Below are 23,883 nucleotides of genomic sequence, written 5' to 3'. Positions count from 1 at the left end.
AGGAGTAGCACGATGAAACGCAGTATATTTATGTTAGCGCTATTAGGCATAACCTTAACAGCAGGTTGTTCCGACAAAGAACAAACAGAGGAGCCTGTTGTAGAAATAGAAGAAACAGAGGTAGAGGAAGACATTATTGTTGCGGAGGCCGAAGAAATACTGCCATTTGTTACTCCTTTTACAGGGGAACGTGTAGCAGAAGAAGCGACGATGCGTCCGATACTTGCAACGATTAATAACCATCCGCAAGCACGTCCGCAATCCGGACTTGCACAGGCGGATGTTGTATATGAAATGCTGGCGGAAGGTGATGTCACACGTTTTTTAGCACTTTACCAGTCTGAACTTCCAGAATCAATCGGACCGATTCGCAGTGCACGGTCGTACTTCGTTGATATTGCAAAAGGTCTGGACGCATTTTATATTGCGCACGGATACAGTCCTGAAGCAAAATCGATGCTTGAACGAAGAGTTGTCGATAATATAAATGGAATGCACTATGACGGTACTTACTTCAAACGTTCATCGACACGGGTCGCTCCCCACAATTCGTATATTTCAGGCGAAAATGTAAAGGCCGGTGCCGAAAAAACAGGGACTTCACTACTTTATCAGAAAAAAGTGTCCTACCCATTCTATGAAGCCGAAGATAATGTTAAAATAGGAATAACGGCTAATGAAGTATCGATGAAATACAATAATAGTGGTTCATTTAACAGTCAGTATGTTTACAATGCCGAGACGAATCAGTACAAGCGTTATTCTGCAAATGTAGAAACAATCGATTATGAAACAAATGAATCCATCGAATTAGCCAATATTTTATTTTTTGAAATGCCTCACCGAATTGTAGACAATGCGGGTCGACGCGAAATTACAATTACGGGTGGCGGCAACGCGTATGTAGCCCAGGCTGGGATGATACGTGAAGTAAAATGGAAAAATGCAGATGGCCTGCTCGTGGCAGTTGAAGAAGATGGATCGGAAGTAAAGTTAGTTCAAGGAAAGACATGGATACATTTCGTACCAACATCTCCCGGTTTAGCGGCATCTGTTATATATTCAGAGTAGAGAGGAAATGGTGGGCACATGCAAATTGAAAAAATTCGCGGTCATCAAACAGATCAGTTGTTTAAAGCTGTTCTAGAGTTAAAAGATATTGAGGAATGCTATAAATTTTTCGATGACTTGTGCACGATTAGTGAAATCCAGTCATTGGCACAGCGATTTGAAGTTGCACATTTATTACGTTTGAAGAAAACGTATGAAACAATTAAAAAGGAAACTGGTGCTTCAACAGCTACAATTTCCCGTGTACGTCGTTGCTTTGATTACGGAAATGACACTTATGATGAAATGCTGGGCCGTCTTTATCCAGACGAAAAGCCATTTACGTCAAAGTAAAGAAGCGCCCAATCATAAATATATGAGCAAGCTTAAAAGACTGAGCAGATTTACCCGCTCAGTCTTTTAATATTTCATCGATTTTCGTTATACTAAGAGATGGTCAATAAAAACTAAGATAATGAAAAGTTCTATATAAAATTTTTGAGATAGGTGGATATATTCATGGAATATTTAAACTGGAGACATGTATTTAAACTGGACCCTGCAAAGGAAATTTCGGATGAGGCATTAGAGCAGATTTGCGAATCGGGTACGGATGTTATTTTAGTCGGCGGGACAGATGATGTGACGTTGGATGGCGTTTTGGATCTGCTCGTCCGTGTACGTCGTTTTTCAGTGCCGATTGCGCTTGAAATTTCAAATGTCGACAGCATTACACCGGGATATGACTATTATTTCATTCCGACAGTGTTGAATAGCCGTGATACAAAATGGGTGAAAGATTTGCATCATGAAGCGATTAAAGAATACGGCGATGTGCTGATTTGGGAAGAGCTTGTAGCGGAGGGGTACTGTGTACTGAATCCGGACTGTAAAGTAGCACAAGCAACTGATGCGAAAACAGATTTGACTGTGGAAGATGTAGTGGCCTATGCACGGATGGCCGAAAACTACTTTAAATTGCCGATCTTTTATTTAGAGTACAGCGGTGCATACGGTGATATTGAAATGGTGAAAGCGACAGCCGAAGTTTTAAATGAAACAAAGCTTTTTTATGGGGGCGGAATTACGTCTGTAGAGCAAGCGAAGGAAATGGCTGCACATGCCAATACCATAGTTGTCGGAAATATTATTTATGAGGATTTAAAAGCGGCATTAAAAACCGTACAAGCAGTAAAAAGTGTTATATAATAGGAACAAATGTTCTTTAGATGGGAAGGTGCAAAATGGAGCATATAGCAAAAAACTTAGTAGCGGGGATGAATCCACAGCAAGCTGAAGCGGTGAAAACAACAGAAGGCCCGCTCCTGATTATGGCAGGAGCCGGCTCTGGAAAAACACGGGTACTGACTCACCGTATCGCCTATTTAGTCGTTGAGCGTGAAGTGTATCCTTCGAAAATTCTGGCCATTACATTTACAAATAAAGCTGCCCGCGAAATGCGTGAACGAATTGACGGGATTTTAGGAAACGGAACAACGGAAAGCATGTGGGTATCCACATTCCACTCGATGTGTGTCCGCATTTTGCGACGTAATATCGACCGGATCGGCTATTCGAAAAGCTTTTCAATCTTAGATAGTTCGGATCAGCTGACGGTTATAAAAAATATTTTGAAGCAGGATAATATCGACCCGAAAAAGTATGATCCGCGTGCAATATTAAATACGATCAGTTCGGCAAAAAACGAATGCATTACTGTGGACGGCTTTGAAGCGAACATGAATCCGCATAATCCATTTGAAAAAATTGTAGCGCAAGTATATAAAGGCTATCAGAAACGATTAAGACAAAATCAAAGTCTCGATTTTGACGATTTAATTATGCTGACAATACGTCTCTTTAATGAAGCGCCGGACGTGCTTGAATTTTACCAAAACAAATTCCAGTATATTCATGTTGATGAGTATCAGGATACGAATAAATCCCAATACTTGCTCGTGCAGTTACTGGCGAAGAAATTCCGCAATATTTGTGTTGTGGGGGATTCGGACCAGTCGATCTACCGATGGCGCGGTGCCGATATTTCAAATATATTATCGTTTGAAAAAGATTACAAAGAAGCAAAGGTTATTATGCTTGAGCAAAACTACCGTTCGACAAAGCGTATTTTACAAGCGGCAAACAGCGTCATTGAAAAGAATAAAGACCGTTATAAAAAAGTACTGCGAACAGAAAATCCGGAAGGCGAAAAGATTCAGCTTTATAAAGCCGGCAATGAGCAGGATGAAGCGCAGTATGTCGTACGTACGATTCAAAAGCTCATGAAGGATGAAGATTACAAACTGGATGATTTTGCGATTTTATATCGTACAAACGCACAGTCACGTGTAATGGAGGATGTGCTTGTAAAATCGAATATGAACTATCAGATTGTCGGTGGCACAAAGTTCTATGATCGAAAAGAGATTAAAGACTTGCTCGCTTACTTGCGTTTAATTGCAAATAACGATGATGATTTGTCACTGGCGAGAATTATCAATGAACCAAAACGTGCGATCGGTGCGACTTCATTTGATAAAATGCTTGTCTATGCGATGGAACGCGACCGTTCAATTTTCGATGCGATGGGTGAGCTTGTATTTATGGGGCTTTCAGGCAAGGCAGCCAATTCCGCTGAAAATTTCTATAATATGATTCGTTCATTAAGTGAACGTCAGCAAGAATTATCGGTAACAGAGATTGTGGAAGAAGTGCTAGATAAATCAGGATACCGTCAAATGCTGAAAGCGGAAAAATCGATTGAAGCAGAAAGCCGTCTGGAAAATATCGAAGAGTTTTTAACAGTAACACATGCTTTTGAAGCGCGCAGTGAAGACCAGTCATTAGTGGCATTTTTAACGGACCTTGCACTCATTGCTGATATCGATTCTTTGGATGAAGAGGAAAAAGCGAAAGGTACGATCATTTTAATGACGATGCATGCCGCAAAAGGACTGGAATTCCCTGTTGTGTTCATTATCGGAATGGAGGAAAATATATTCCCGCATTCACGTTCATTGGAAAGTGAAGAGGAAATGGCCGAGGAACGTCGCTTAATGTATGGTATGAAACGTTTGCCAGAAATCGCTTAGGCGAAGGGATTGGCAGGGTTAGCAAGAATATTTTTGCTAACAACAACTGATATTACGACACCACGGCGGAGAACCCAAATAATCTCCGTGACAAGATGGAAGCTGATACTCCCACATGCAACACTGGTAACAGGTTGTGTGAAGTTGGGTGAAGTCGCGCTAAGTAGCCCTAACAGGTTAAGCTGAGGAAATGTTAAACATTACTGCGAAGATGGTGCGGGCTGGGCAGCTGTATATGGTTAGGATTTAGATAGCTAATGACGAACCACTGAATGTACGTCTCGTAGAGCGGGCAATAGAAATGTTGTCTAATTAACTATATTCCAAAAGATATTTATCGTACAGAGTCTGATGGATAGAACTAATGGGTTGTTCTACTTATTGATATAGTCGGGATAAAGGTGGAACCTAAGTACAGTTATATACCTAGTAATATCGGAACGTTTGAGACCCCTAACGTTTTAGTAATCGCTCGGGGATTGCAAATCGCATGAAAGAGCATGAATAGGGGAGTCAGTAGGGGCATAGTACTGTTGAAGCTTCGTAATGGAAGTGGAAGGAAGGCCCCAAGTCTAACATCAATAGTAATCGCTATCCCTTGTGGAAAGAAGGCGATACAGTTGAAAGTCAAAGAAAAGGATATTTGGCGATATGGTATTAATGATGTCGAACAAATATTATTTGAAAAAGCATTAACAAAAACACGATTTAACCACTTATGGCAATATGTCATTGATGAACAAAACATTATATGTTCAATTAAAATAATAGGTAGCAATAAAGGCAAGAAAACAGCAGGTCCAGATGGTATAACCTTTAATGACATTATGAAATTAGATATTGAAGATGTTATAAAGGAAATCAAAAATCGATTATTTGGTTCAAAACAAGGTAAAGCAAGACGTGTAATGATACCGAAAAGCAATGGGAAAATGCGACCGTTAGGCATAACAAATTTATATGACAGGATTGCACAGCAATGTGTTAGAAATATCCTTGAACCAATTCTTGAAGCACAATTTAATCCTGAAAGTTTTGGTTTTAGGAAAAATCGCAATGCCCAAGAATGTATGTCCTATATCGCAACTACTTTACAATACAACAATGAAGGACACATATACGACTGCGACTTGAAAGAATACTTTGATACAGTACAAATTGACAAAGTGTTAGATAAGTTAAAGTTAAACCATAATATACATGACTTAGCATTTTTAAAATGTATAAAACGGTTAATGTGGATTGATTTGATACAGCCAAAAGAGAAATATAACGGAATTGGATTAAGGCAAGGTACGATTTTAGGTCCGATACTCGCTAATGTAATGTTTCATGATTTTGAACTTCGACTTCATGAAATAAATGATTTTAAGCGAGACAATGGACGCCAAATTATCCAAAACCCTAATATTCATAGAAACCACGGTAGGTCATACAAACGTGGTCGTGAATTTTATTTTAACTGGTTGCAAGAACGTAGAGTAGTAAAAATCATTCGATATGCAGATGATTTTGTACTAATTAGTAAAGGGAAATACGATATATATGATGTGATTATGATGTTTGAAGATTGGTGTAAGGAAAATGGATTGGAAATAAACAAGGATAAAACCAAGTTAATAACCATTCATGGAGACACTGAACTAGAATTTCTAGGCTTTAAATATCGTAAAACGAATAGTACTAAACCAAACTCATTCATAATTTCGGTTAAAGACCAAAAGAAACTTTGGAAAGAAACGAAAAGTAGGCTTGAATGGTGTCTTTGGAAAGGTAAGTTAGATTATTTTATTGTATATATGAGAGGTATTTTTAATTACTATACAATCTGCACGAATTTAACATGGCTCATAAGTAGAATTCACTTATTGTTAATTAAGAAAATGATAAGGCGACGGGAAGTTAAAATTGATATAGTCCGTAACCCACATGTGAGCTTTATGGTCAATGGGCAACTACTTGATTTATGGGAGATGCGGCAACATAGCGTGAAAAGTACAGCTGATTACATGTATGAAGTTCACAAACTATGGGAACCGAATCAAACAAAATATAAAGCACTTGAATGGGTGAACTATTTCTTTGATAACCGAACGAAAACCGGGAAAAATAGTAGTAATATTATTTATATCCCAAGTCTACTGAACCAGCAAAAGAAAGAGCCGATTTTAGATAAAGACTATTTAGCAATGGACCCGCAAGAAATTCATATACATCATAAAATACCACGAAGTTTAGGTGGTACGGACAGTTATAATAATCTCATAATGTTAAGTAAAACTTCACATAAACTAGTCCATGATGTGAATTTAAAATTAAAAGATTTACCTGCCTATATTAACTTAAAACAATTGAACAAATATAGAAAATTATGTGGTTATGAAGTATTAAAATAATGCGAAATTGACTATTGATGGTTAGATGGAACGCCGTGTGCGGGGAAACTCGCACGCACGGTGTGGGGTGGGGGAAAAGCTGGAGATAACTTCAAAGGCTTACCTATCACCATTTGGTGCGACTCGGGCAGAACAGCGTCTTTACTTGTCTTGTGCGGGCTCCCGTACAATATTCGGCCGTACTGGCTACAATGCACCATCCCGTTTTTTACGTGAAATTGATGAAAATGTGTTAGAGCAAGTTTCAAAGGCAAATACTACATCATATCGTGATGATTCATTACCGTTTAAATCGAACCGTTATGACCGTATGCCGAAACGTTCATTAGGAAGTGTGCAGGCACCTGCTTCCCAGACGTCACGCCTTAATTCTACTGGCGGGGATAAGTTTGACTGGAAAGTAGGCGACAAAGCTGCCCATGGTAAATGGGGTGTCGGTATGGTCGTAAGCGTAAAAGGTGAAGGTGATGGTATGGAACTGGATATCGCTTTCCCATCACCAACTGGAATAAAACGACTACTAGCGAAATTTGCGCCGATTACGAAAGCTTAGGGGGAACATTGGATGAATGAAATAGAACAAAGAATTGCGGAATTGAACAAACTTCTTCATGAATATGGCTATGCGTATTATGTACTAGATAAACCGATAGTGGAAGATAGTGTATATGATCAGCTTCTACATGAGCTTATCGCATTAGAAGAAGCAAATCCGGAATTTATTTATCCTGATTCTCCTACACAGCGTGTCGGTGGCATGGTACTGGAAGGATTTAAAAAGGTAACGCATGAAACAGCGATGCTCAGTTTATCAAATGCTTTCAATGAAGAAGATTTGCGTGATTTCGACCGGAAAATCGAGCAGGCAATCGGTAAAAATTACTCTTATGTATGTGAGCTGAAAATTGATGGTTTGGCCATATCTCTGCGCTATGAAAACGGAGTATTTGTACAAGGTGCTACGCGTGGTGACGGAACAGTAGGGGAAGACATAACAGCCAACCTGAAAACAATCCGTGCCATTCCTTTACGTTTAAAGGAACCGGTAACATTGGAAGTACGCGGCGAAGCCTATATGCCGAAAAAATCTTTTGAGAAACTGAATGAACGCCGTGCTGAAAATGGTGAAGAGCTATTTGCAAATCCCCGAAATGCGGCAGCAGGATCGTTGCGTCAATTAGATCCGAAAATTGCGGCAAGCCGAAATTTATCAACGTTTATATATGCAGTTGGCGGGGACGGAGAAAGCTATGGAATCGACGGGCATTGGGAAATGCTCAAGTATTTGGAGGAGCTAGGGTTTCCGTCAAACAAAGAGCGTGAGTATTGCGAAACTATTGAGGACGTTTTGGCGTTTATAGAAAAGTGGACAGAAGCGCGCCCAAATTTATCATATGAAATTGATGGTATCGTCATCAAAGTGAATCGCTATGCCCACCAGGATGAGCTTGGCTTTACAGCAAAATCTCCGCGCTGGGCAATTGCCTACAAATTCCCGGCTGAAGAAGTTATAACAAAATTATTGGATATCGAACTGACGGTAGGCCGGACAGGTGTTATAACTCCGACAGCGATTTTAACACCGGTACTTGTTGCGGGGACTACTGTGAGCCGTGCATCATTGCACAATGAAGATCTGATCCGTGAAAAGGACATTCGAATCGAGGATACGGTCATCGTACGAAAAGCAGGGGATATTATTCCGCAAATTGTGGGGGTCGTTCTGGAGCAGCGCCCTGATGACGCTGTACCGTATAAGATGCCGACACATTGCCCTGCATGTGATGAGGAAGTTGTACGTATTGATACGGATGTAGCATTGCGCTGCGTGAATCCTCAATGTCCTGCGCAAATTGCGGAAGGCGTAAAGCATTTCGTATCACGTAATGCGATGAATATCGACGGTCTTGGCGAGAAGGTAGTCGAACAGCTGCTGCGCGAAAACTATATTCAAGATGTAGCAGGACTATACGAACTTACAGTAGAACAGCTGATCAACCTGGAGCGAATGGGACAAAAATCGGCGACGAATTTAGTTGAAGCGCTTATTCAGTCGAAAGAAAATTCGCTGGAACGATTACTGTTCGGTCTTGGCATCCGCCATGTTGGGGAAAAAGCAGCCAAGATTTTGGCGGCTCATTTTGAAACAATGGATGCGCTAATGGCCGCTACAGAAGAGGAATTGAAAGATATTCATGAAATAGGCGGTAAAATGGCCGAATCGATTGTAGCGTACTTTGCAAACGAGCAAGTACAACAATTAATCGAACGCCTAAAAGGATTTGGCTTAAATATGTCCTATAAAGGCAAGAAAATTGTCGTGGAAGCAGGGGCAAATCCTTTTGCAGGAAAAACAATTGTACTGACAGGGAAATTGCAGCAATTGACACGTAACGAAGCAAAGGCGAAAATAGAACAGTTAGGTGGTACGGTTGCAGGGAGTGTCAGTAAAAAAACAGACCTTGTAATTGTCGGAGAAGATGCAGGCTCGAAGCTCGAAAAAGCCCAAAGCTTAGGCATTGAAATTTGGGATGAAGTGCGCCTAATCGAACAATTAATATAGTAAAGGGGACTTGCTCTCATGAAACGTTATCGCTGGATACCTGCGATAATTGTAGCGGCGATGTTATCAGCGTGTGCGCCAAATCTCGCACCTGATACAGAACTGACGCAAGAATCAGATACAGAACAAGCTGTGGAAACAACTATTATCCCGAACATGCAAATAAACGATAAATTTTATCGCACATTGATTCCTTATAAGGAAAGTGCAAGCCGTGGTTTAGTTGTTTCCAATATTTATACGAAGTACGATATGAAGGAAGTCGAAACGGGCTTAATGCGTATTTCGCAAAATCATTTCGATACAGAAAACTACTATTTCCAGGAAGGTCAGTATTTGGATGAAGAAACATTGAAATACTGGTTAGCACGTCCAAACCAAACAGAAGACAAAGGCCCGGAATTCCAAGGTCTAAACCCTTCAAGTGTGGATGAGGCGACAGGCAAGGAAATGGACCCGACAGTAAAAGCGACAGAAGCGCCAGTTTACTTGGCGCATATTGTGGAACAGAATTATTTAACTAAAACCGATGAGAACAAAGTAAAGTTGGCAGGTGTTTCAATCGGTTTAGCATTAAATTCAGTTTACTATTATCAAAAAGAGCAGTATGGAGAGTTTTTTGAACAAAAAATTCCCGATGCAAAAATAGAAGCAGAAGGTAAAAAAATAGCGCAGGAAGTTATCAACCGTTTGCGGGCCCGTCCGGAACTGGCAGATGTCCCGATTGTCATCGGCTTATTTAAACAAGCCGAAAGAAATGCCATTGTACCAGGGACATATACTGACTATAACTTCGCGCATACAGGGAAGACAGAATTGGGTGAGTGGAAAGCAATCGATGAAAAATACGTTACTTTCCCGATGAGTTCGCCGGATGATGTATACCGTGAACTGAATACGAATTTCCAAAACTTCAAGCAAGATGTCGACAAATATTTCTCGAACTTCACGAGTGTATTTGCGACTGGATTTTACCAAAACAAAAAAGTCCAGAAGCTTGATATCGAAATCCCGATCCAGTTTTACGGAACAGCTGAAATTACAGGATTTACTCAGTATTTGACCGGCTTACTGCTTAATCATTTACCGCTTGATCTGTATATTTCGGTGAGTATTACTTCTGTTAACGGACCGGAAGTGCTAATTATTAAAGAACCGAATGAAGATGAGCCTTTTATTCATATTTATGAGTAAAATCTTACGAAAAATACCATACTTTTACGAGTGTGGTATTTTCTTTTTACACAGAATATCTACTTCACTACGTTAATGCGTTAATTTGGCGAAAAATCGTCATAAGTGGTGGATTGTTTGCTGGATTTTTTCCTAAAGCGGAGATTTTTACAAGGAAAAATGTTATCATTATGGGCATGGTTTATGTAGAATCAGCGGGTATCCAAAACAATCACTGACTCCACATATAGACCCGGCGGATGATACGGATTTTGCCGAGGTATATTTGATTCGATAACTTGGAGGTGTAACAAATGGCAAACATTTCGAAAGAAGAAGTAAAACACGTAGCACACTTAGCTCGCCTTGCTATTACAGAAGAGGAAGCAGAGAAATTTGCTGAACAATTAGGTAAAATTACTGATTTTGCAGAGCAGTTAAATGAATTAGATACAACAAATGTAGAACCGACTTCACACGTTTTACCTTTAGTGAACGTACTTCGCGAGGACGTAGCAAAAGAAGGCTTACCTCTTGAAAAAGTAATGCTGAACGTAAAAGAACAAGAAGCTGGTCAAATTAAAGTACCATCAATTATGGAGTAATAGGAGGAACCACTCGCATGACAGTATTTGAGCGCACATCAGCACAATTGCAAGAGAGCTTAAAGTCGGGTGAACTAACAATTGCGGATTTAACAAAAGAAGCGTTTGACCGCATTGAAAAGTTGGACGGCGATGTACAAGCTTTCTTAGCATTAAATAAAGAACAAGCAACTGCAAAAGCAGCTGAATTAGACCAAGTTCCTTTTGAGGAGCGCGGACCATTATTCGGTATGCCGATTGGCGTAAAGGATAATATCGTAACAGAAGGTTTGGAAACAACTTGTGCTTCTAAGATTCTGGAAGGCTTTATGCCGATTTACGATGCAACAATCGTAAAAAAATTACGTGATGCAGGCATGGTCACAGTCGGTAAATTGAATATGGATGAATTCGCAATGGGTTCTTCAAACGAAAACTCTGCCTATAAAACAACTAAAAACCCATGGAACCTTTCACATGTGCCAGGTGGTTCTTCAGGTGCATCTGCAGCAGCAGTTGCAGCAGGTGAAGTACCATTTTCACTAGGTTCTGATACGGGTGGATCAATCCGTCAACCAGCAGCCTACTGTGGTGTTGTAGGAATGAAACCTACATACGGTCGTGTATCTCGCTTTGGTTTAGTTGCATTCGCATCTTCTTTAGACCAAATCGGACCAATTACACGCAATGTAAAAGACAATGCATTATTACTTGAAGCAATCGCAGGTGTAGACGAAATGGATTCTACTTCTGCAGATGTGCCAGTACCAAACTATGCAGCCGCTTTAGACGGTAATATTAAAGGTTTAAAAATTGCTGTACCAAAAGAATTCCTAGGTGAAGGCGTTGGCGAAGCAGCAAGACAGTCGGTGCTTGATGCATTGGAAGTATTAAAAGGCTTAGGTGCTACAGTAGAAGAGGTATCTTTACCACACTCTAAATATGCATTAGCAGCTTATTACATCCTTTCTTCATCAGAAGCATCTTCAAACCTTTCTCGTTTTGATGGTATTCGATACGGCTACCGTTCAGAAAACGCGAAAAACTTATTGGAGCTGTACAAACAATCTCGTGCTGAAGGTTTCGGCGATGAGGTAAAACGTCGTATTATGCTTGGAACCTATTCATTATCAGCTGGTACGTATGATGCTTACTACAAAAAAGCACAACAAGCACGTACTTTAATTAAAGCGGATTACGACAAAGTGTTTGAAAACTACGATGTAATCATCGGACCAACTGCACCAACACCGGCATTCGCTATTGGTGCAAACATTGATGATCCAATGACAATGTACGCAAACGATATTTTAACGATTCCAATCAACTTAGCGGGCGTACCGGCGATTTCAGTTCCATGCGGTTTTGAAAACGGCTTACCATTAGGTTTACAAATAATCGGTAAACATTTCGATGAAGAAACACTTTACCGTGTGGCACATGCTTACGAGCAACAAACAGATTTCGCTAAACAAACTCCAGCATTATGGGAGGTAAAATAAGATGAACTTTGAAACAGTCATTGGTTTAGAGATTCACGTTGAGTTAAAAACAAACTCAAAAATCTTCTCTAGCAGTCCAAACCACTTTGGTGCGGAACCAAACACAAATACAACAGTAATCGACCTTGGTTATCCAGGCGTTTTACCAGTACTAAATAAACAAGTAGTAGATTACGCTATGCGTGCTTCTTTAGCATTAAACATGGAAATCGAACAAGAAACTAAGTTCGACCGTAAAAACTACTTCTATCCGGATAATCCGAAAGCTTACCAAATTTCACAATTTGACAAGCCAATCGGTAAAAACGGCTGGGTAGAAATCGAAATTCCAGCTAAAGGTGATACACCGGGCTACAAAAAGAAAATCGGTATTACTCGTCTTCACATGGAAGAAGATGCTGGTAAATTAACGCATGCTGACGGCTATTCATTGGTGGACTTAAACCGTCAAGGTACGCCATTAGTAGAAATCGTTTCTGAGCCGGATATCCGCACGCCGGACGAAGCTTATGCTTATCTTGAAAAAGTAAAATCAATCATCCAATATACAGGCGTTTCTGACGTACGTATGGAGGAAGGTTCTCTACGTTGTGATGCGAACATTTCAATCCGTCCATACGGTCAAGAAGAGTTCGGTACAAAAACTGAGCTTAAAAACTTAAACTCATTCAACTTTGTACGTCGTGGTTTAGAGCACGAAGAAATCCGCCAAGCAGAAGTATTAATGGCTGGTGGCGTTATTGAGCAGGAAACACGCCGTTTTGATGAGAAAACAGGTAAAACGATCCTTATGCGTGTTAAAGAAGGTACAGATGATTACCGTTACTTCCCAGAGCCGGACTTAGTACGTCTTTCAATTTCTGATGAATGGGTAGAGCGCGTACGTAACGAGATTCCAGAATTACCGGATGCTCGTAAAGCACGTTATGTTTCTGAATTAGGCTTAAATGATTATGATGCAAACGTACTTGTAGTGAACAAAGAGATTTCCGATTTCTTTGATGCAACTGTAAATGCAGGTGCTGATGCGAAATTAACAGCTAACTGGTTAATGGGTGATATTTCAGCATACTTAAACGCTGAGCAAAAAGAGTTGAAAAATACAGCTCTAACACCTGAAAACTTGGCAGGTATGGTGAAATTAATTACGGACGGTACAATTTCTTCTAAAATCGCGAAAAAAGTATTCACTGAGTTAGTAACTAACGGTGGAGACGCAGCGAAAATCGTGAAGGAAAAAGGCTTAGTTCAAATTTCTGATCCGGAAGTAATCCGTGGTTTTGTAACAACGGTTCTTGATAATGATGCAAAATCAGTAGAAGACTTCAAAGCTGGTAAAGACCGTGCGATTAAAGCACTTCTTGGCCAAATTATGAAAGCTTCTAAAGGTCAGGCAAACCCACAATTAACAAACCAAATCTTAATGGAAGAAATTAATAAACGTTAATTTTTTCATGGAAACGGCAGTCCATTCTTTAATTGGACTGTCGTTTTATTTTGCTTCTAAAAGGGATTTTCTTGAAAAATAATAAATATAGGCTAATAATGGGGAGTATATAAGGCGAGGTAGAGGAGGGAAATGTTCATGAAAAAGACATGGTGTATTGGACCACTCCAAATTGTCCGGGAACAACGGATAGAGGAAGATTGTTACGTCGTGATTGAAGGCAAAAAAATAGTCCGGTTTTGTAAAAAAGATGAGTTGCCTGAACAAGTTGATTTTGTGGAAACAAAGACCGTATATAAAATGATGCCGGGAATGATTGACCAGCATATTCACGGAATAGCCGGTGCTGACGTGATGGACGGAACGGAAAGCAGTCTAAATACAATCAGTACATCCCTTGCTAAATTCGGGGTGACTGCCTTTTTAGCGACAACGATGACCGCTGCAGAAACGCAGATAGAGCACGTTGTAAAATCGATTGCCAATACGAAGAACAATGTAAAAGGTGCCAAAATTGCCGGCATACATTTGGAAGGTCCTTTCATTAACCCGATTCAAAAGGGAGCGCAGTCGGATCAGTTTATAATAAAGCCATCTGTAGAAATATTTGATCGTTTAAACGTGTCTTCCCAAAGCGAAATTAAGCTTATTACACTAGCGGCAGAGTTAGATGAAGGTTATAAGCTTGCAACATACTTGAAAAATAAGGGGATTGTAGCATCGATCGGTCATTCTGATGCCAAATATGCGGAGACAAAGGCAATGTTGGAACAACAGCTTATTCAGAATGCCACTCATTTCTGCAATGGAATGAGGCCAATCCATCACCGGGAGCCAGGCTTGCAGGTCGCTCTGCTGCAAAGTGAGTGTATGCTGGAAATTATTGCTGACGGCTTTCATATTCACCAGGAAATGATTCGCTTCATTTACGACACGATTGGTGAAAACCGAATGATATTAATATCAGACAGTATGCGGGCTACTGAATTAGCAGACGGGATTTATGATTTAGGAGGACAACAAGTCCGTGTAGAAGAAGGCTTATGTAAATTGGTTGGAAGTGATGCGCTTGCGGGAAGTACGCTCAATTTAAACAGGTCCAGAAAAAATATGAAAGAGTGGCTTGGGTTATCGGATATGACAATGGCTAAGCTGACATCTGCAAACAGTGCAAAATTGTTAGGGTTATTTGGAGAAAAAGGATCAATTGAAACTGGTAAAGATGCTGATTTTTATATTGTAGATGAGAACGAAGATGTTGTGTTAACTGTTTCAGAGGGAGAGATTATTTATGAAAGCAGTGAGTTCTAAAAAAGGAGGGGTGGATATGAATTTCATCAAAGGAGAGACTGTGCGCCTTACCCCCCAGCTGAAAAAAAGTTTCTTTAAATTGGCAAACGATACTTTTGGTCTGGATTTTGAACAATGGGATGAGCAAGGGTATTGGAACGATACATATTGCCCCTATGTGTTTGAAGTGGATGGCGAAATAGTAGCCAATGTTTCTACAAGTAGCGGGACGATGATTTTGGATGGCATGCAGTATAAATCTGTTCAAATCGGGACAGTTATGACAAATCCAAAATTTCAGGGGAAAGGGCTGTCCCGCCAACTTATGGAAAAGGTGATGGAAGATCATGTGAACGCACATATCCTATACCTGTTTGCGAATAAAACAGTATTGGGCTTTTATCCGAAGTTTGGTTTTGAAACACGTATACAATCAACATTTACTGTAGATAAAAAAGATATTGAGCCGATTCATACGGAAGTAAAGAAAGTAAATCTGGATGATAAGCTTACTAGAAATCTATTTTATGAAACAACGGTGTTCAGAAAACCTGTCAGTCAGAAAATGAGTATGATTCAAAATGAAAATATCGTGATGTTCCATGCATTGATGCAATACCGGGACTGTATTTACTATATTCCCAAGTATCAGGCATTCGCCATTTTGAATGAAACAGCCGAGTATGCTGAGTTAATCGACGTGATATGTAAAGAGCAGGTTGATGTACAGGAAATCCTCGGATGCTTACCTGTTCAATCCGAAAAAATAAGACTTTGTTTTACACCGGATAATTTAAAGGTTCCTGTCATGAAGGATGTGCTTATCGATGAGGGAGCAATGTTTGTTAAAAATCAAAAAGATATTATGTATCCGAATAATGTGCTTTATCCATTTAGTGGTCTGGCATAAAAAATGGAGGTCCGTGAAAATACAGCGGGGCTTCATTTTTCGGTTAAACGAATAGGCAATTTGCCCGCTATTACATTACGGTTCATCTGTAAAGGTTTTGGATGTAACAAGACCGGGAACATTCTTAGTTTGTTGGCTAGTGAAGGAGTTTGCAAAACGCTTTAATAAGGAAACAATAATTATAGAGGGGGAACAGAAAACAGCACGATTAAATACAGCAGCCTATGCTCATAAATTAATTTAATATTCCTCTGTGCAGCAGCAAGCTATGACGTTATCTGCTCTGAACCAATGAAAAAAGAGCTGAAATGCTGAAAGGTACACCGGGTATTGAAATTTTTTCGGATTTAAACGAAATGGAACAGCATATTTTGGATTATACGAAAGGCATGGAGTGGCTGCCTATATTCGTTTACTGTAACAAAAAGCGACCGATGTTTCTGACTTTGCCCAATGGGAAATCACTTTTGAAAACTTAGCCGGTGTGTATGACATATTAGAGAACAGTGAGGTATTGACTGCCATCATTGAATATTCGGGAGGGAATTAACATGTTAAAGGTTGGTGTAGTTGGAGGGGGATCTATTTCCGAGTACCATTTAAAACCTTATTTCGAACATCCCAATGTAGAGATTGTTGCGATCTGTGATAATGATGAACGAAGGCTGCATGCGTTAGGTAAAAAATATGGTGTAAAGAATTTATACTCAAAAGTGAGTGAGTTCCTTGCGGACGAGGAAATTGATGCAATCAGTATTTGTACATGGAATAATTCTCATGCAGAAATTGCGATTCAGGCACTCCAAAAGAATAAGCATGTTCTGGTTGAAAAACCGTTAAGTTTAACGCTTGATGAAGCATATGCAGTTGAAGCGGCAGTAAAAGAGTCGAATAAGATTTTACAAGTTGGCTACGTTCGCCGATTTGCAACAAATGTAGGCGTTCTTAAAAAATTTATTGATGCAGGGGAACTTGGTGAAATTTATTATGCAAAGGCTTCTTGCATACGAAGGTTGGGGAATCCGGGCGGCTGGTTCAGCGATATTAAAAAATCCGGGGGCGGGCCCCTAATTGATCTAGGAACACATATGATCGACCTTTGCTGGTATTTGATGGGGAAACCAAAGCCGGTTTCAGTTTCAGGTAATACGTACAAAAAATTAGGGAATCGAGCACATATTGAAAACTTATCTTTCTATAAGGCGGCTGATTATGACGCTGAGCATAATGATGTGGAGGATCTTGCGAATGCGCTCATCCGTTTCGAAAATGGTGCTTCTCTATATGTGGATGTAAGTTTTACACTACATGCAAAACAAGATGAAGTATCCGTTAAACTTTATGGTGAAAATGGCGGTGCCGAAGTAGAACCGGAACTGGCCATTATAAAAGAGAATCATGAAACAATTTTAAACATTACACCACAAATCGATATGTTAAGTTTCGATTTCACAGGTTCATTCATCAACGAGATTAATCATTTTGTAGATTGCTGTATTAATAATGTGCAGCCTATTTCGACGGTGGAAGATGGAGTTGAAGTGACGAAAATGTTGGCGGCGATTTATGAATCGGCCGCAACAAACCAAGAAATAAAATTGTAGGTGATTACTAGTGAAAATTGTAATGGAAAAAGACCGGCAGCTACTTATGCACTCTCCGCTGCACCGATTTACAAACGAGAACAGTGACGAACCAAATACCGTAACAATTTTGCAGCAGCCTGCAGAAGACGCCTATAATCCATTTTCAACGTTAGAAAAACAAGGTTGGATTTACTTCGATTTATGGTCATATTCATTTGCAATTCAATTACATGAAGTGTTGAAAGCACATGATACGGTAAAAGGCGTCCTTCGACTGCGGAGAACGACGAATAATATTTCATATATAGAGGAAGATATTATTGCTTTATCGGAATGGTTTGGAACCGTCAGGAATATATCGGTACGTTCAAATGAAATCGGAGAAAATCATTACACGATTGTTCTGTGTGAATTCGGTGAATCGATTATGGCCCATTTAGAATACCGGACGGGTGAGGATCGTATTGAATTTGAATGGAGCAGCCATCTGCATATTGTAGAGTTTGATAGTTTACAAATGACAGGTGACAGTGACAACAATCAAAATCTGTTCAAAAATATAGATGCAGTTCAGCAGTATGCGGTTCAATGGAATGAGATTTACGATGAAAAGCTGGCTGCTGTACGACTGCTCCTGCAACGAGGTGAACTGCGATGAACATTGGCATTATGAGCTTTGCACATATTCATGCTACGAGTTATGCGGCAGCAATTCAGCGAATACCCGGTACGAAACTGGCCGCTATCTATGACACCGATACTACGAGAGGTCTGCATGCGAGTAAGCAATATGATGTACCGTTTTTTGCAGATATGAATGTATTTTTAGCAGAGGATATCGATGTTGTGCTGATTTGCAGTGAAAATGTGTTTCATAAAGATATGGTAATTGCGGCAGCGAAGGCAAAAAAACATATATTATGTGAAAAACCGATTGCTACAAATATTGACGACGCAAAAGAGATGATCGCTGTATGTAAAGAAAACGGAGTTCATCTGTCAATCGCTTATCCGGTCCGATACAGTGCGCCTATCCGGGATTTGAAAGCGGCAATTGATGCAGGTGAACTTGGAGAAATCGTGGCAATCCGTTCTACTAACCGCGGGCAAAACCCGGGCGGATGGTTTGTCGATGAGAAGCTTGCAGGCGGTGGCGCGGTATTGGATCATACCGTTCATATGGTAGATATTATGCGCTGGTATATGAACAGCGAAGCAAAAGAGGTTACAGCATTTGCGAATAATTACTTCACCGAACTCGACACGGATGATGCTGGAATTATGACAATTGTATTTGATAATGGAGTGGTTGCCTCACATGATGCAAGCTGGTCAAGGTTCCCGGAATTTCCGACATGGGGTGACGCGATGATTGAAGTACTCGGAACGAAAGCATCCCGGAAAGTCGATGTGTTTAATGAGAAGCTTAACCTGTACGGAAAAGGCAGTAAATCGCTCACACATTTATATAGCGGAAATGATACCGATTTCGATTTAATTGTCGACTTTCTAAATTCAATTCAGCAACAAAAACAGCCGCTAATTACCGGCTATGATGGATTGAAATCATTGGAAATCGCGTTGGCAGCATATGAATCAAACAACAGAAAGCAAGCAGTAAAACTATAGAACAATTCAAAGGGTACTCGTGACGGGACCTTGGCTATACGATTTGGAAAGACTACGGAATTTTTGTAAAGCAGGTGGACTGAATGTGGATTTTAAGTGCTGATATCGGAGGAACAAAACTAGCACTTGCTTTATCGAAGCAAGAACAGCCGGAAAAAGTAGTAAAGCAAATGGAAGTAAAGAGTCCCCAGCAGTCGGAAGCATTATTTGAGGCAATTATTTCGGGTTTTCATAAGCTTCTGGAAGAAGAAGAGGGGGACGTTATGAAAGTTGCGGTCGGTTTACCGGGGATATTAGATTTACAGCAAGGGCTTGTCGTTTTTCAGCAAAACTTGCCATGGCGTAATTTTCCGCTCGTCAAAAGACTCGAAACGGCATTTCCGAAAGCTCAAGTTTTTATGGAAACAGATATGATGACGGCGGCAAATGGAGAATATAAAATCCGTCATTTTGAAAAAGAGACATTCATTTATGTGACGATCAGTACAGGAATTGCATGCTGTATTATTCATGAAGGGAAATTTTTAAGAGGTGCCGGAGTTCCAGGAGAAATCGGTTTCTCGTTAACTGGCGCAGATGCCTATTTTGAAGAAGTATGTGCTGGACCGGGTTTATTAAAGAAATTACAGCAGCATACAAATGAAGAGGGGACATTACAGCAATTTTTTGACCGTTACTATGAAAAAGATGACCGCATTGTGCCGCTTATTCATGAATGGCAGCAGGAAATCGCCCGGAAGATTCATAGTTTCATCCTATTAGTAGATCCGCATGTTATTGTACTGGGCGGGGGAGTTATGAATCATCATCCGCAAATTGTGGATGAAATTTCCCGTTTAGTTGATCAGTATTTCAGCCTGCCATTCTTTGAACATAAAAAAGGCAGGGTGCAGGCAAGCATAAATAAAGGCAATGCAGGATTGATAGGTGCAGCGCTGCTATAAAATTAATAAGAAGCAGTCAGAATTTTTCTGACTGCTTCTACTAATTATTCACTAATCAGCGAATACGCATTTCGGTTGCGGGATCAAAGAAGTGTGCTTTGGCTAAGTTGAAGTTAAGTAAAAGTTCCTGCCCCATAGCTACATCTGCATCTGCATGAATTTTACCTACAAATTGCTGATCCTCAATTGACGCGTAAACAATCATTTCCGCACCGGTTAATTCGCTCACTTGCACTGTAGTTTTAACGACGCTGCTTGTATCCTGTTTATTGCCATCGTGAATATCTTCTGGGCGGATACCTAAAATAATTTCCCGGCCCGTATAATTTTGTTCTTTTAATACTTTTAATTTTTCTTCGGGAATGCGAACTTTTTCGCTGGCGATTTCAAAATATTCTCCTACAACATTTCCGCGAAGGAAGTTCATAGCCGGCGAACCAATAAATCCGCCAACAAATACATTTTCAGGTGTGTCGTATACTTCACGAGGTGTTCCGATTTGCTGAATGACCCCGTCTTTCATTACAACGATTCGTGAAGCCATCGTCATCGCTTCCGTCTGATCGTGTGTAACATATATCGTCGTCGTGTTCAAACGGTAATGGAGTTTCGTAATTTCAGAGCGCATTTGTACACGAAGCTTAGCATCCAAGTTCGATAATGGTTCGTCCATTAAAAACAGTTTCGCATCACGAACAATGGCACGTCCTAATGCAACACGCTGGCGTTGACCACCGGAGAGGGATTTCGGTTTCTTGTCCAATAAATCCGATAACCCTAAAATTGCAGCCGCTTCACGTACTTTTTTATCAATTTGGTCTTTCGAAAATTTACGCAGTTTCAAGCCAAAAGCCATATTATCATACACATTCATATGCGGATAAAGAGCATAGTTTTGGAATACCATTGCAATATCGCGGTCTTTCGGTTCCACTTCATTCACTCGTTTGCCCTCGATGCGTAATTCCCCTTCAGAAATCGATTCCAGCCCTGCCACCATACGCAATGTCGTAGACTTCCCGCAACCAGAAGGGCCAACAAGCACAAGAAATTCACCCGGTTCAACCTTCAAATGAAAATTTTCAACAGCTACATAGCCATCGGGATAACGTTTTACAAGATGATCAAAATCTAGCATAAAAAACCAGTCCCCCTTTTTTCTAATTATAAAAGATTAAGAGGGTGCTGCCTTTGTGCAATATGCTTAAAATTTTCAGGGGTATTTTGTAAGTTTATTCAATTGTGCTGCTAAATAGGCTAATAACAGGTCGTCACTGCGCTTTAAGTCCAATGAAGTTTCGTCAAAATACCGTTGTGTACGATACAACAATGTGTTGCGGTGTATATGCAATTCTTTAGCGGCTGAGGACATGTTTCCATTATGGGAAAACAGCGCTGTAATGGTTGTGATCATCTCATCATTTAAATTATTGAACAGTGTATGCTGCAAGTATTGTTGTACCGGAACATTTAATTGTAATGGCAATAAAGTCAGGAAACTTTCAGAAAAAGTATAAATGGTTTCATGTTGTCGTTCTGAAATGGCCTGAAACATTTTTTGCTCCGATGAAAAAGATTGGTGGAGCATTTCAGAAACCGGCAGCATTTGACCTATGAAAAGTTGTCCATGCAAATAAAAGTCGTTTTCCAGTATGGCAATAAAGCCTTCCAGTTCCTCCCGTGAATAATCTTTAAACAAAATAATCCAGAAAGTATTTGTAGAAACTTCAAGAGGATAAGCATCATGCATAAAGAAAAGTTCGACAGCATACTTTAACTGCTCGGCATCATTATTGATATGATATTGTAAAATCCGAATAGAAGTATAAGTAGCCGCCTTCGGTACAACACCTTGTGTCAATAATAGTAACCAAGGATCTGTTTGCTCACTACATTCGTGATAAAAATGCTTTAACAATAGAGCATCCCGTTCTGTTATCTCGCTTTTGGCGATTTCATACCAGCATGCATTGGATGAATCAAAATAAATTTTAGTAGCAGGATTATGGCCTGTCGGATATGTATGATGTTGCTGAAGGGAAGGGAATAGTTGTGCAAGTTGCATAAAATAACCTCCATCAAAATTTTTTCCGGATATTAAAAAAACGGTATATCTTTATAAAAGATCATACCGTTTTATTGTTACTATTGCTCTTCTTTTAAAATACGCTGAGTTTCATTGAACTCTTCTTCGATTTCCGCATTTGGTTTATACGTCAACATACTTACTACGACTGCAATGACTAAACACGCAATAAAGCCAGGTACAATCTCATAAAGCATGCTTGATAAACTATCTGTACGTCCCCAAACGAATGCAACTGCAGCACCGGCTACCATTCCGGCAAGTGCTCCGTAGTTTGTAAGCTTGCGCCAGAATAGAGATAGTAAAATGATAGGACCAAATGCCGCACCGAAACCGGCCCATGCGAATGCAACCAGTCCTAAAATTGTGCTTTCAGGATTCCATGCAACAATTGCCGCAAAGATAGATACGAATAGTACAGCGACACGACCTAAAAATACGTAATGTTTATCTGTCGCAGTTTTATTGAATAAAGCTTTATAAATATCTTCAATAAGTGCTGAAGAAGTAACGATCAATTGGGAAGAAATTGTACTCATAACAGCTGCCAAAATTGCTGCAAGTATAATCCCTGCGATGAATGGGTGGAATAAAATTTGCCCTAGCACGATAAATACCGTTTCCGCATCATTTAATTCCGTACCTTGCTGCTGGAAATATGCTACACCGACCAAAGCTGTTGCAAGTGCACCTATTAAACTGAAAATCATCCAGCCAATACCGATACGTCGCGCACTTTTTGTTTCTTTAACAGACGAAATCGCCATAAAGCGTACGATTATATGCGGCTGACCAAAATAGCCAAGCCCCCATGCAAGAGAAGAGATAATAGCCGCTGCAGTTACAGTAGATGGAAGAAGGCTGAACATTTCCGGGTCTACCGCTTTAATAGAATCGACTGTTTCTCCAATACCGCCCGTTAAGAAAATTCCGAAAACAGGAACTGCAATTAAAGTGATAAGCATAATAAGTCCTTGAATTACATCTGTATAACTTACTGCCAGGAATCCGCCAAATAAAGTATAAGCGACAACTACGGCAGATACGAATAAAAGACCTGTATGATAGTCCATTCCGAATGAGCTTTCAAAAAACTTACCGCCGGATACCATTCCGGAAGATACATAGAATGTAAAGAATATTAAAATGATAATACCTGAAGCAATACGTAAAAGTTTTGTGTTATCGCGCAAACGGTTATCCAAATAACTTGGAATTGTGATGGAATCATTTGTTACTTGTGTATAAACACGTAGACGAGGTGCTACTAGTAACCAGTTTAAATAGGCACCGACTGTTAATCCGATTGCAATCCAAGCTTCCACCAGTCCTGATAAATAGATTGCACCTGGAAGTCCCATTAACAGCCAGCCCGACATATCCGCTGCACCGGCACTTAATGCTGTTACAGCTGCACCAAGACCGCGCCCGCCTAACATATAGTCCGTCAGGTTGCTAGTTTTTCGGAAGGCATACCAACCGATACCGAGCATTGCAATCATGTAAAGAATAATGGCCAACAACTGATAGCTATAATCCGACATAAAGACAACTCCTTTATTGATAATTTTTGACTAGTTTAACATGATTCGATAGATGGTCGTCAACGCAATAAAATATGGCGCATCTAT

The 23,883-nt window shown here is 40.1% G+C and carries 18 protein-coding genes and 2 pseudogenes; 17 read left to right on the top strand and 3 right to left on the bottom strand.

The window, feature by feature from the left end; all coding sequences use genetic code 11:
* Window positions 1-12: 12 nt before the first annotated feature.
* From MKX73_RS04915 to MKX73_RS04835, 17 genes and pseudogenes are all read left to right on the top strand, one after another.
* Complete coding sequence (locus tag MKX73_RS04915; protein ID WP_340716542.1) at window positions 13-1,071, top strand: DUF3048 domain-containing protein; 1,059 nt, start codon at window positions 13-15, stop codon at window positions 1,069-1,071.
* Window positions 1,072-1,089: 18 nt separating this feature from the next.
* Window positions 1,090-1,404, top strand: a complete 315-nt coding sequence (locus MKX73_RS04910) for a YerC/YecD family TrpR-related protein (RefSeq protein WP_008408714.1) — start codon at window positions 1,090-1,092, stop codon at window positions 1,402-1,404.
* A gap of 165 nt (window positions 1,405-1,569) precedes the next feature.
* On the top strand, window positions 1,570-2,259 hold the full coding sequence (locus tag MKX73_RS04905; protein ID WP_340716541.1) for a heptaprenylglyceryl phosphate synthase: 690 nt from the start codon (window positions 1,570-1,572) through the stop codon (window positions 2,257-2,259).
* A gap of 35 nt (window positions 2,260-2,294) precedes the next feature.
* Window positions 2,295-4,112: pseudogene (pcrA, locus tag MKX73_RS04900) on the top strand (DNA helicase PcrA); the annotation flags it as partial.
* A gap of 650 nt (window positions 4,113-4,762) precedes the next feature.
* Window positions 4,763-6,538, top strand: a complete 1,776-nt coding sequence (locus tag MKX73_RS04895; protein WP_340716540.1) for a reverse transcriptase domain-containing protein — start codon at window positions 4,763-4,765, stop codon at window positions 6,536-6,538.
* A 112-nt stretch (window positions 6,539-6,650) separates the two neighbouring features.
* A pseudogene (locus MKX73_RS04890) lies at window positions 6,651-7,091 on the top strand (ATP-dependent DNA helicase PcrA); the annotation flags it as partial.
* A gap of 12 nt (window positions 7,092-7,103) precedes the next feature.
* A complete protein-coding gene (gene ligA / locus MKX73_RS04885) occupies window positions 7,104-9,101 on the top strand; it encodes an NAD-dependent DNA ligase LigA (RefSeq protein ID WP_340716538.1) in 1,998 nt (665 codons plus the stop codon).
* 18 nt (window positions 9,102-9,119) lie between these two features.
* Window positions 9,120-10,295 carry a CamS family sex pheromone protein gene (locus tag MKX73_RS04880; protein WP_340716537.1) on the top strand — a complete coding sequence of 392 codons (1,176 nt, stop codon included), beginning with the start codon at window positions 9,120-9,122 and terminating at the stop codon, window positions 10,293-10,295.
* 293 nt (window positions 10,296-10,588) lie between these two features.
* Window positions 10,589-10,879 carry an Asp-tRNA(Asn)/Glu-tRNA(Gln) amidotransferase subunit GatC gene (gene gatC / locus MKX73_RS04875; protein ID WP_079523753.1) on the top strand — a complete coding sequence of 97 codons (291 nt, stop codon included), beginning with the start codon at window positions 10,589-10,591 and terminating at the stop codon, window positions 10,877-10,879.
* 17 nt (window positions 10,880-10,896) lie between these two features.
* Entirely contained in the window at window positions 10,897-12,360 is a 1,464-nt protein-coding gene (gene gatA / locus MKX73_RS04870; RefSeq protein ID WP_340716536.1) for an Asp-tRNA(Asn)/Glu-tRNA(Gln) amidotransferase subunit GatA, read from the top strand.
* A gap of 1 nt (window position 12,361) precedes the next feature.
* Entirely contained in the window at window positions 12,362-13,807 is a 1,446-nt protein-coding gene (gene gatB / locus MKX73_RS04865; RefSeq protein WP_079523751.1) for an Asp-tRNA(Asn)/Glu-tRNA(Gln) amidotransferase subunit GatB, read from the top strand.
* Window positions 13,808-13,945: 138 nt separating this feature from the next.
* On the top strand, window positions 13,946-15,118 hold the full coding sequence (nagA, locus tag MKX73_RS04860; RefSeq protein ID WP_340716535.1) for an N-acetylglucosamine-6-phosphate deacetylase: 1,173 nt from the start codon (window positions 13,946-13,948) through the stop codon (window positions 15,116-15,118).
* 16 nt (window positions 15,119-15,134) lie between these two features.
* A complete protein-coding gene (locus MKX73_RS04855) occupies window positions 15,135-16,007 on the top strand; it encodes a GNAT family N-acetyltransferase (protein ID WP_340716534.1) in 873 nt (290 codons plus the stop codon).
* A 551-nt stretch (window positions 16,008-16,558) separates the two neighbouring features.
* Window positions 16,559-17,611 carry a Gfo/Idh/MocA family protein gene (locus MKX73_RS04850; protein ID WP_340716533.1) on the top strand — a complete coding sequence of 351 codons (1,053 nt, stop codon included), beginning with the start codon at window positions 16,559-16,561 and terminating at the stop codon, window positions 17,609-17,611.
* A 10-nt stretch (window positions 17,612-17,621) separates the two neighbouring features.
* Window positions 17,622-18,251, top strand: coding sequence for a peptide ABC transporter substrate-binding protein (locus MKX73_RS04845; protein WP_340716532.1), 630 nt, complete (start codon window positions 17,622-17,624; stop codon window positions 18,249-18,251).
* Window positions 18,248-19,222, top strand: a complete 975-nt coding sequence (locus MKX73_RS04840) for a Gfo/Idh/MocA family protein (RefSeq protein ID WP_340716531.1) — start codon at window positions 18,248-18,250, stop codon at window positions 19,220-19,222. Before MKX73_RS04845 ends, MKX73_RS04840 begins: the two co-directional genes overlap by 4 nt.
* A gap of 83 nt (window positions 19,223-19,305) precedes the next feature.
* Complete coding sequence (locus MKX73_RS04835) at window positions 19,306-20,166, top strand: ROK family protein (RefSeq protein WP_340716530.1); 861 nt, start codon at window positions 19,306-19,308, stop codon at window positions 20,164-20,166.
* A gap of 55 nt (window positions 20,167-20,221) precedes the next feature.
* Here MKX73_RS04835 and MKX73_RS04830 read toward each other — a convergent pair whose 3' ends face one another.
* The 3 genes from MKX73_RS04830 to putP form a co-directional block, all read right to left on the bottom strand.
* On the bottom strand, window positions 20,222-21,304 hold the full coding sequence (locus tag MKX73_RS04830) for an ABC transporter ATP-binding protein (RefSeq protein WP_340716529.1): 1,083 nt from the start codon (window positions 21,302-21,304) through the stop codon (window positions 20,222-20,224).
* A 75-nt stretch (window positions 21,305-21,379) separates the two neighbouring features.
* Window positions 21,380-22,231: a helix-turn-helix domain-containing protein gene (locus tag MKX73_RS04825; RefSeq protein WP_340716528.1), complete on the bottom strand. Its 852-nt coding sequence runs from the start codon at window positions 22,229-22,231 to the stop codon at window positions 21,380-21,382.
* A gap of 80 nt (window positions 22,232-22,311) precedes the next feature.
* Window positions 22,312-23,796, bottom strand: a complete 1,485-nt coding sequence (gene putP / locus MKX73_RS04820) for a sodium/proline symporter PutP (RefSeq protein WP_340716527.1) — start codon at window positions 23,794-23,796, stop codon at window positions 22,312-22,314.
* Window positions 23,797-23,883 lie beyond the last annotated feature (87 nt).

This window comes from Solibacillus sp. FSL W7-1436, from assembly GCF_038007305.1.
GTDB lineage: Bacteria > Bacillota > Bacilli > Bacillales_A > Planococcaceae > Solibacillus.
Note: the sequence above shows the minus strand (reverse complement) of the source record. Positions and strands in the feature narration are given on the sequence as shown.

What these genes read in the sequence shown, in the direction of transcription:
- MKX73_RS04915 (WP_340716542.1), top strand. Translation starts at nt 13, where the DNA reads ATGAAACGCAGTATATTTATGTTAGCGCTATTAGGCATAACCTTAACA.
- MKX73_RS04910 (WP_008408714.1), top strand. Translation starts at nt 1,090, where the DNA reads ATGCAAATTGAAAAAATTCGCGGTCATCAAACAGATCAGTTGTTTAAA.
- MKX73_RS04905 (WP_340716541.1), top strand. Translation starts at nt 1,570, where the DNA reads ATGGAATATTTAAACTGGAGACATGTATTTAAACTGGACCCTGCAAAG.
- ligA (WP_340716538.1), top strand. Translation starts at nt 7,104, where the DNA reads ATGAATGAAATAGAACAAAGAATTGCGGAATTGAACAAACTTCTTCAT.
- MKX73_RS04880 (WP_340716537.1), top strand. Translation starts at nt 9,120, where the DNA reads ATGAAACGTTATCGCTGGATACCTGCGATAATTGTAGCGGCGATGTTA.
- gatC (WP_079523753.1), top strand. Translation starts at nt 10,589, where the DNA reads ATGGCAAACATTTCGAAAGAAGAAGTAAAACACGTAGCACACTTAGCT.
- gatA (WP_340716536.1), top strand. Translation starts at nt 10,897, where the DNA reads ATGACAGTATTTGAGCGCACATCAGCACAATTGCAAGAGAGCTTAAAG.
- gatB (WP_079523751.1), top strand. Translation starts at nt 12,362, where the DNA reads ATGAACTTTGAAACAGTCATTGGTTTAGAGATTCACGTTGAGTTAAAA.
- nagA (WP_340716535.1), top strand. Translation starts at nt 13,946, where the DNA reads ATGAAAAAGACATGGTGTATTGGACCACTCCAAATTGTCCGGGAACAA.
- MKX73_RS04855 (WP_340716534.1), top strand. Translation starts at nt 15,135, where the DNA reads ATGAATTTCATCAAAGGAGAGACTGTGCGCCTTACCCCCCAGCTGAAA.
- MKX73_RS04850 (WP_340716533.1), top strand. Translation starts at nt 16,559, where the DNA reads ATGTTAAAGGTTGGTGTAGTTGGAGGGGGATCTATTTCCGAGTACCAT.
- MKX73_RS04840 (WP_340716531.1), top strand. Translation starts at nt 18,248, where the DNA reads ATGAACATTGGCATTATGAGCTTTGCACATATTCATGCTACGAGTTAT.
- MKX73_RS04835 (WP_340716530.1), top strand. Translation starts at nt 19,306, where the DNA reads ATGTGGATTTTAAGTGCTGATATCGGAGGAACAAAACTAGCACTTGCT.
- MKX73_RS04830 (WP_340716529.1), bottom strand. Translation starts at nt 21,304, where the DNA reads ATGCTAGATTTTGATCATCTTGTAAAACGTTATCCCGATGGCTATGTA.
- MKX73_RS04825 (WP_340716528.1), bottom strand. Translation starts at nt 22,231, where the DNA reads ATGCAACTTGCACAACTATTCCCTTCCCTTCAGCAACATCATACATAT.
- putP (WP_340716527.1), bottom strand. Translation starts at nt 23,796, where the DNA reads ATGTCGGATTATAGCTATCAGTTGTTGGCCATTATTCTTTACATGATT.